General features: G+C 68.0%; 7 protein-coding genes. 4 read left to right on the top strand and 3 right to left on the bottom strand.

All coding sequences use genetic code 11. The features are described 5' to 3' along the window. The first annotated feature begins 128 nt into the window (after window positions 1-128). The 4 genes from D7W79_RS38875 to D7W79_RS38855 all read left to right on the top strand — a co-directional run bounded on the left by D7W79_RS38875 (window position 129) and on the right by D7W79_RS38855 (window position 2,508). A complete protein-coding gene (locus D7W79_RS38875; RefSeq protein ID WP_244222215.1) occupies window positions 129-1,052 on the top strand; it encodes a restriction endonuclease in 924 nt (307 codons plus the stop codon). A 10-nt stretch (window positions 1,053-1,062) separates the two neighbouring features. After that, complete coding sequence (locus tag D7W79_RS45960) at window positions 1,063-1,188, top strand: GNAT family N-acetyltransferase (RefSeq protein WP_272491451.1); 126 nt, start codon at window positions 1,063-1,065, stop codon at window positions 1,186-1,188. Between the two features lie 364 nt (window positions 1,189-1,552). Then, entirely contained in the window at window positions 1,553-1,993 is a 441-nt protein-coding gene (locus D7W79_RS38860) for a hypothetical protein (protein ID WP_208729959.1), read from the top strand. A 56-nt stretch (window positions 1,994-2,049) separates the two neighbouring features. Further along, on the top strand, window positions 2,050-2,508 hold the full coding sequence (locus D7W79_RS38855) for a GNAT family N-acetyltransferase (RefSeq protein WP_120530283.1): 459 nt from the start codon (window positions 2,050-2,052) through the stop codon (window positions 2,506-2,508). A gap of 1 nt (window position 2,509) precedes the next feature. Here the strand turns inward: D7W79_RS38855 and D7W79_RS38850 are convergent, their stop codons facing one another. From D7W79_RS38850 to D7W79_RS38840, 3 genes are all read right to left on the bottom strand, one after another. Further along, complete coding sequence (locus D7W79_RS38850; RefSeq protein ID WP_120530282.1) at window positions 2,510-2,920, bottom strand: VOC family protein; 411 nt, start codon at window positions 2,918-2,920, stop codon at window positions 2,510-2,512. A 123-nt stretch (window positions 2,921-3,043) separates the two neighbouring features. Then, window positions 3,044-4,414: an FAD-binding oxidoreductase gene (locus tag D7W79_RS38845; protein WP_120530281.1), complete on the bottom strand. Its 1,371-nt coding sequence runs from the start codon at window positions 4,412-4,414 to the stop codon at window positions 3,044-3,046. Between the two features lie 46 nt (window positions 4,415-4,460). Continuing rightward, the coding region (locus D7W79_RS38840) for a dienelactone hydrolase family protein (RefSeq protein WP_208729958.1) at window positions 4,461-4,781 on the bottom strand (321 nt) is incomplete at its 5' end.

Below are 4,781 nucleotides of genomic sequence, written 5' to 3'. Positions count from 1 at the left end.
GCACAGCCAGCGTTGATCATGCCTGACGCTGGCTGGCAACCTCCTGATGCCTTCCGAAGCCGGGTCCAATGCCGGTGTTTGATCCACCAGGTTGATTTTCCGGCCTGAGATCAGGGACAGCCCCTAGTATGGGCGCCATGCCCGTACCGGATTACAACGCCCTGATGCTCCCGCTGCTGGAGCGACTCGCGGATGGAAAGGAACATCTCGTGCGCGAAGTGCGCGAGGCTCTCGCCACGACGATGAAGCTGTCGGAGGCGGAGCGCGCGGAGCTGCTGCCCAGTGGCAAACAGGCCGTCTTCGACAACCGCCTCGGATGGGCCAAGTTCTACCTGGACAAGGCAGGGCTGGTGCGCTCGGTCCGGCGCGGCGTGTATCAGATCACCGAGCGTGGACAGTCCGTACTCAATGAGAAGCCGCTCACCCTGGACGCCAATGCCTTGATGCGGTTCAGCGGTTTCAAGGACTTCATCACGCGAGGCAGCGATGCGAATGGGGCTGAATCCGCCCGGTCTATCGAGGACGCCTCGGTCATCACCCCCGAGGAGGCGCTCGAACGCGCGTACAAGGAAGTCCGCAAGACGACCGAAGCGGAGTTGCTCGCATCAACGCTGCAAGCGAGCCCCCGCTTCTTCGAGCGCCTGGTCGTCGAACTGCTGGTGAAGATGGGGTACGGCGGTTCGCTCGTGGATGCGGGCAAGGCGCTCGGCCGCAGCCACGATGGCGGCGTGGACGGGATGATCAAGGAGGATCATTTGGGCCTCGACGTCATCTACATCCAGGCCAAGCGCTGGCAGAACACCGTGGGACGCCCGGACGTCCAGGGCTTCGCGGGGACGCTGGAAGGCGAGCGCGCTCGCAAAGGCGTCTTCATCACGACCTCCACCTTCTCCAAGGAGGCACGTGAGTACGTGGCGCGCATCGATAAAAAGATCGTCCTCATCGATGGTGCCCAGCTCTCGGGGCTGATGTTCGATTTCGGCATCGGCGTGAACGCGGTGAGTTCCTACGAACTCAAGCGCGTGGACTCCGATTTCTTCTCCGAGGAATAGGCTCATCCACATGCCCCCCATCACCTTCCGCAACGCCAAAGCCACGGACCTGCCCACCATCCCGAACAACGAGCTCCTCGTGGGTGAACAGGACGGCCAGGTCGTGGCCACGCTCCAGCTCACCCCGCGACAATGAAGAGCCTGGAGTCCCCTGGTCCGCGAAGCATCTCGCGGCCGGGGGACCTGGAAAGCGCCCGGCGGAGCATGGTAGCGAGGACGTGCGTGCTGATGCTATCGCCCGCGGCCGCGCAGTGCATGCACAGGTCGCTCAGGCCGGTGCGCTCGAATCCGTGGCGCGTGCCCAATCATCGCAGTCTGGAGATGAAATGACGTTCGTACCGCTTCTTGTCGTCCTCGCATCGACAGCGACCGCAGGTGACGTGCCGCGCTCGGGCTATTTCGGTGCGGGAGTCAACCTGGAGCCCATCGCACTGGGGCCCATGCAGGCGTTCTCAGGCGGCCGAGTGGCGGTAGGCATCAGCCTCCAAGCCTCGCTCCAATTGGATCTGGGTGCCCGGTGGGCGTTCCGCCTGCCGCTAGAGGTGGGGGTCGGCGGCTCCGGGGACTCCACCTTCTCCGAGGTGGGCGTCACCCCTGGGCTGCTCTACCGCTGGCGCGACGATGCAGCCCAGCGATGGGTTCCGTACTTCGGTGGCGGGCTGAAGCTCGGAGCCGCGGGAGCGGGCAGGGAGTTTCTGGGGCTCCCTCTCGTCACCACCGTGCAATCGCTCGACCTCGACTTCGATGACGACGGCGACGGCGAGTCGGATCCCAACTTCGAGTCGCGCCTGGGTGTTTTCCCGGAGGTCTGGGCCGGGGTGGAGTGGCACCCCAATCGATGGTTCGCGCTCAACCTGGGAGCGGCCTATACCTACGTGCGGCTGCTTGGCACGAACGTTCATCTGCTGCATGAGCGGGTGGGCGTGAGGTTCTCCCTCTAAACGTACGGAGCGAGAGACGAGGCCCTGCGGGTTCGGCTCCTCTAGGATGTTCGACCATGCCCCCCATCACTTTCCGCCACGCCACGGCCACGGACCTGCCCGCCATCCTCACGCTGCTCGCGGACGACGCCATCGCGCAGTCGCGCACCGGCTACACGGAGGAGGTCGTCCCCGCGGTTCATGCTGCGTTCAAGGAGATCACCGACGACCCGAACAACGAGCTCATCGTGGGGGAGCAGGAGGGGCAGGTCATCGCCACGCTCCAGCTCACGTACATCCCGGGCCTGAGCCGGGGCGGGATGCGGCGGGCGCTGGTGGAGGCGGTGCGCGTGCGCGCGGACCTGCGGGGGCAGCGCATCGGTGAGGCGCTGATGGTGGACGCCATGGAGCGCGCCCGGGCCCGGGGCTGCGGCTTGATGCAGCTCACGACGGACAAGCGCCGCCACGAAGCCCACCGCTTCTACGCGCGGCTGGGATTCGTGGCGAGCCATGAGGGCATGAAGCGCCCTCTCTGAATCACTGCTGCGGCTGCACGGCGGCGGGGTCCATCCAGAAGGACTCCCACTGATGGCCGTCCAGGTCCTCGAAGCTGCGCTGGTACATGAAGCCCTGGTCCATCTTCTCCTTGGTCTCCTTCGCGCCCGCCGCCAGCGCCTTGTCCACCAGCGTGTCGACGGCGGCACGGCTCTCCGCCGTCAGCGCGATGATGACCTCGGTGGCCTTCTTCGCGTCCGAGATGTCCTTCTTGATGAAGCTCTTGAAGAACGGCTTCACCAGCAGCATCGCGTAGATGTCCTCGCTGATGATCATGCAGGTGGCGTTGGCGTCCGTGAACTGGGGGTTGAACGTGTAGCCCAGCTTCGTGAAGAACCCGACCGCGCGGTCCAGCGACTCGACGGGGAGGTTGACGAAGATCTTGGTGCCCATGGTGCGTCTCCTGGCGGAGGAAAGGGGATGAGGTGAACGTCGCCTTCATCCACGCGACGAACGCGCCTCCGTCGGATCGACACCGGATTTATTTTTCCGCGCGCCGCCGCCAACCCTCTGGAATCACAGCAGCTTGCCGGGGTTCAGCAGGCCCAGCGGGTCGAGTGCACTCTTGATCGCCTGGTGCAGGCGCAGCGTCTCCGGCCCCAGCTGCGCGCCCAGGAACCCGCGCTTGAGGGAACCCACGCCGTGCTCTCCGGTGATGGTGCCTCCCAGGTCCAGCGCCGCGCGCAGGATGTCGTCGAACGCTTCCTTCGCCCGCGCCAGGGCCGCCGCGTCCTTCCGGTCGAAGACCACGGTGGGGTGCATGTTCCCGTCGCCCGCGTGGCCGAACGTCCCGATGAGCACCCCGTGCCGCTCCGCGATGCGCTCCACCTCCGCGAGCAGCTCCGGGATGCGCACGACGGGCACGCCCACGTCGTCCAGCAGCGTGGCACCGCGCTGCTCCAGCGCCGGGAAGGCGAAGCGCCGTGCTCCCATGAGCAGCTCGCCCTCGGCCTCGTCGGCGGTGCTCATCACGGAGGTCGCTCCGGCCCGCTCGCAGGCCGCCACCATCAGGGCCAGCTCCTCTTCGCCCTGGGGGCCTCCCGCGTCGGAGCGCGCCAGGAGCAGGGCCGCGGCTTCGACGTCCAGGCCCATGGGCTTCCAGTCCTCCACGGCGCGCACGGTGGTGCGGTCCATCAGCTCCAGCAGGGAAGGGCGCGTGCGCTCCATGATGTCGCAGACCGCGGTGCCCGCGCTCACGAGCGTCGGGAACGCGGCCACGAGCGTCGTCGCCTTCGGCGGTCGGGGACGCAGCCGCAGCGTGGCCTCGGTGAGGACGCCCAGCGTGCCCTCGGAGCCGACGAAGAGGCGCGTCAGGTCGTAGCCCGCAACGTTCTTCACCGTCCGTCCGCCGGTGCGCACCACGGTGCCGTCCGCGAGCACCGCCTCCAGGCCGAGCACCGCGTCGCCCGTCACGCCGTACTTCACGCAGCACAGGCCCCCCGCGTTGGTCGCCAGGTTGCCGCCGATGGAGGAGAACTCCCAGCTCGCGGGATCCGGCGCGTACCAGAGGCCCTGTTCCGCGGCGGCGGCCTTCACTGCGCCGTTGAGCGCGCCGGGCTGCACGACGGCCAGCATGCCGCGCCGGTCCACCTCCAGGATGCGGCTCATCCGCATGAGCGACAGGACGATGCAGCCCTCGCTCGCGTTCGCGCCGCCCGACAGGCCGGAGCCCGCGCCCCGAGGCACCACCGGCACGCGCAGCGCCGTGGCCACGCGGAGCACGGCCTGGACCTCGGCGGTGGACGCGGGCCGCACGAGCACCCTCGGCATGCCCGAGGGCGCCCACTCCGCCTGGTCGTTCCGGTGCGCCGCGAGCACGTCCGGATCCGTAATGACCGCCTCCGCCGGCAACACCTCCGCCAGCGCCCGCTCCACGTCGACCGTCATGAAGGCCTCCCAGGCTCAGGAGCGTGAACGCCGGGCCGGTCACCCGTCATCCGTTCCCTAGCTCCGAACCTCCAGCTTGCCTCGGAGCCGGAGCCGCTTCACCCAGGACCTGCTCCAGGAACGTCCGCAGGGCCGCGTCCGCGCGTCCCGCGGCGACGGGGTGGTACTGGATGCCCGCTTCGGGACGGTTGGCGCCTGGAAAGGTGAAGGCGTGCATCGCGTGGCCGTAGGCCTGCAGCTGCCAGTCCGCGCCCGCTTCCGTCAACTCCCGGGCGACGGCCAGCACCGCGTCGGGCTTCGCGGTCGGATCCTCCCAGCCATGCAGCAACAGGATGCTCGCAGGGATGGGCGGCTGGGGGCCCAGGCG

This window comes from Corallococcus exercitus, assembly GCF_003611585.1.
Lineage (GTDB): Bacteria > Myxococcota > Myxococcia > Myxococcales > Myxococcaceae > Corallococcus > Corallococcus exercitus.
This window is presented reverse-complemented; position numbering and strand designations above follow the sequence as displayed.